We start from the raw sequence: 4,076 nt of genomic DNA, 5'->3' as shown, positions 1-4,076 counted from the left end.
TGATGCCTTTTTATTAAAATTTAATTTAAATGGACAAAGGATATGGGGTACTTATTTTGGTGGAAATCATAAAGAAAGATGCTACAGCCTTAGCAATGATGTAAGTGGAAATATAATTATTGCAGGTTTTACAAATTCAACAACATCAATTGCTTCAAATGGAGCTTATCAAACAAGTTTGTCAGGTGATTATGATGCTTTTATTGCAAAATTTAATGATGCAGGTCAAAGGTTATGGAGTACTTATTATGGGGGAAGCAACGAGGAAGAATGTTATGGTGTATCAACAGACAATAACAATAATATATTTATTTGCGGAGATACACGTTCAAATTCTTCTATTGCAACAAATGGAGCATTCCACTCAAGTTATGGAGGAGGATATCGTGATGCATTTATTCTTAAATTAAATTCATCAGGTCAAAGGAAATGGTGTACATATTATGGTATGTATGGCTGGGATGCTGGTCGTGCAATAAAAATAGATAAAAATGGAAATGTCTATATGGCTGGAGAAACCAGTTCATATTTAACAATTGCTACATCAGGTGCTTTTCAAAGTAGCTTTGGCGGTGGTTATCATGATGTATTTCTTGTAAAGTTTAGTAATTCAGGACAAAGACTATGGGGAACTTACTATGGAGGTAATGCTGAAGAATATGTATCATCTACAGGTATTGATATTGACGATATTGGATATATATATTTTATTGGAAGAACAAGCTCAACCTCCTTAATAGCAACATCCAATGCTTTTCAGCATATTCATGGAGGAGCACCTGATGATATTTATTTCGTAAAATTCGATTCTACAGGGCAGAGAATATGGGGCTCATATTATGGAGGCAGTGGTAATGACTATGGAGGAGGAATTTCTGTAACTATAAATGATTTTTTATTTATTTCAGGTTTTACATATTCAAGCAACCAAATTGCGACTACAGGTGCATTTCAAACTTCATATAATGGAGGGGCAGATGCTTGTATTGCACATATAAAGAATTGTTATAGAACCTACAAAACACTTACATTAAGTAAATGCAATTTTTATAATTTTAATGGAGATACTATCAGTAATACAGGAGTTTATTTTGATACACTTGTAAATTATTATGGTTGCGATAGCATTATTACACTAAACCTAACTATTTACAACTCACCAAATACCGATTTTACCATCAACGATTCATCTCAATGCCTTTCAGGTAATAACTTTATTTTCACAAACACAAGTACTATTCAAAATGATTCGATTACAAATTACTACTGGAAGTTTGGAGATAGTTCTACCTACAATTATGAAAATTCCTCACACAGTTATCTTAGTGCAGATACTTTTAACGTACAACTTATTACATGCTCTTATCTAAACTGTTGCGACACTTCATCTCAAAATGTAATTGTCCATCCCATGCCGATGGCAGATTACTTTATTTGGGACACTTCCCAATGTTTTGAACAAAATGCTTTTGGATTTACCAATACATCTTCCATAGCTTACGGGACAATGAGTTACAATTGGTTTTTTGGAGATGATTCAACTTCAACCACCATTGACCCTGTACACAGTTATGGTTATGCAGACACTTTTACTGTAAAACTTATTGCCACATCAGCTAATAATTGCAAAGATTCTACAGAGAAAATAATGTATATTCATGTTCACCCAGTGCCTTTAGCCGATTTTTCTATTTTTGATAGTGCACAATGCTTAAGCAATAATAATTTTAATTTTAGTAATGCGTCAACTATTAGTTCCGGCAGTTTTACTCAAACATGGTATTTTGGAGACGGTGATACTTCCTCTGCATATAATTCAACACATACTTATTTAAATCACGATACTGTAATTGCAAGATTATTAATTGTATCGGATTGGGCATGTAAAGATTCCATTGAAAAAGCCATTATCATTCATCCTATGCCTGTTCCTGATTTTGAATTGGATACAAGTAGTTTATGCCTCTATTCCAATATTTTTAATTTTACAGACAAAAGCACTATTCCCTATGGCAATTATTATCCTTTTTGGTATTTCGGAGATTCGGATACCTCAACACAACAAAACCCATCACATTCCTATCCTTTTTCTGATACATTCATTGTGAAATTATTAGCTACTTCCGATAATAATTGTAAAGATTCAATATTAAAAAACATTTTTGTTCGTCCTATGCCTTCAGCTTCATTTTTAATTAATAACAATGACCAATGTTTTACAAATAATATATTTTCATTTACAAACAAATCAAATATTTTGTCAGGCAATCTTAATTATTTATGGAATTATGGAGACAGTATAATTTCAAACGATACAAACCCCATTCATTCTTATCAAAACTTTGATACATTTTTTGTTAAATTAATAAGCACCTCTGCTTTCGATTGTGTTGATTCTTTGACAAAAGCTGTCTTTGTAAGACCCATGCCAATAGCGGATTTCAGTATAATTGACTCCTTGCAATGCCTTGTAAATAATTATTTTGAATTTAATGATAATTCAACAATTCCTTACGGGCATTTCTCCAACACTTGGGATTTCGGAGATGGAAATTTGGATACCAACAAAAACACATTTCATTTATATCAAAAACATGATACTCTCAGAGTTCAACTTTTAATAACATCAAATTATGCGTGTAAAGATTCATTAACAAAAAAGGTGTATGTCCGACCTATGCCAATAGCAGATTTTGAAATTGATGATAGTTCTCAATGCTTTGAATTTAATTTGTTCAAGTTTTCAAACAAATCAACAATAGCTTATGATTCTATGAATTACACATGGAATTTTGGAGATATAAATACAAGTACTTCCCCGAATACAAATCACAGCTATATAAATTATGACACCTTTTTAGTACGGCTTATTGCAACATCTAATTATGATTGCAGGGATACTATTGAAAAAACCTTGTGGGTGCATCCCATGCCTGTAGCCGATTTTGGCATAAACGATACCGACCAATGTCTTAGAAATAATCAGTTTGAGTTTACAAATATGTCTTCAATTCCTTATGGTTCTGTTGGCTACCTTTGGAATTTTGGAGATTCAAACTTTGCAACTACGGAAAATGCTTTACATTCCTATCAATACGACAGTTTATTTACAACAAAACTTTTGATAACATCAGGGCAAGACTGTAAGGATTCTATTGAGAAACAACTTGTTGTGTATCCAATGCCCATTAGTAACTTTGGCATCAATGACTCAACTCAATGCCTTGATTCCAATTACTTTGATTTTATCAATCTTTCAACTATATCCCAAGGAACATTAAACTATCAATGGATATTTAACAATGATACCTTACTGATTGATTATTTAAACCCAACATCATTAGTGCATTGGGGAATTTATCCAGTTAAACTAATTTCTACAAGCAACAAAAATTGCAAAGACACAATTACCAAAAATATTTACGTTTATCCAATGCCTGTAGCCGCTTACATTTACCTCAACAACTGCCTTGAAGACACAATGTTTTTTTACGATAAATCATTCATAGATTCAGGCAAAGTTCAAAGATGGTTTTGGGAATTTGGAGATAGCAATTTTTCAAACCTTCAAAATCCGAATCACATTTTCTCAGACACAGGTAAAAAAGCCGTAACCCTCACATCAACAAGTGATTTTGGTTGCTCAACAGATTCAACAAAATATTTTTTTATAGAACAACACGTAAAAGCAAATGAAATAATTAGGGCAACAGTTGAGCATGATGAAAACATACTGATTGAATGGACAGAAGCAACAAAAGGAATTCCCAAGACATACATCCTCGAAAAATCAGAAAACGGAATAAGTTGGTACGAGTTAAGCACAAGCGACAATCAAACATTTGATTTCCTTGATTTTAACAACAGCGTTGATGAACAATCCTATTTTTACAGAATGTTTGTAATTGACAGTTGCGATTACAAAAGCGAATACACAAATTACGGCAAAAGCATTCTTCTAACCTCAGAAGCAAAAAGCATTTACCCAAAATTAAAATGGACGGGTTATGAACAATGGAAACAAGGCGTAGAAAATTATGAGATACAAATTTTCAACAAATCAAAAAATAAATTTA

General features: G+C 32.4%; 1 protein-coding gene. It reads left to right on the top strand.

Annotated features, from left to right (window positions below; genetic code table 11):
- Positions 1–4,076, top strand: a 4,076-nt coding sequence (locus U9R42_04145; protein MEA3495208.1) for a PKD domain-containing protein, incomplete at both ends; no start/stop codon positions are given.

Source organism: Bacteroidota bacterium, from assembly GCA_034723125.1.
In the GTDB taxonomy this organism is placed as follows: Bacteria; Bacteroidota; Bacteroidia; order CAILMK01; family JAAYUY01; genus JAYEOP01.
Note: the sequence above shows the minus strand (reverse complement) of the source record. Positions and strands in the feature narration are given on the sequence as shown.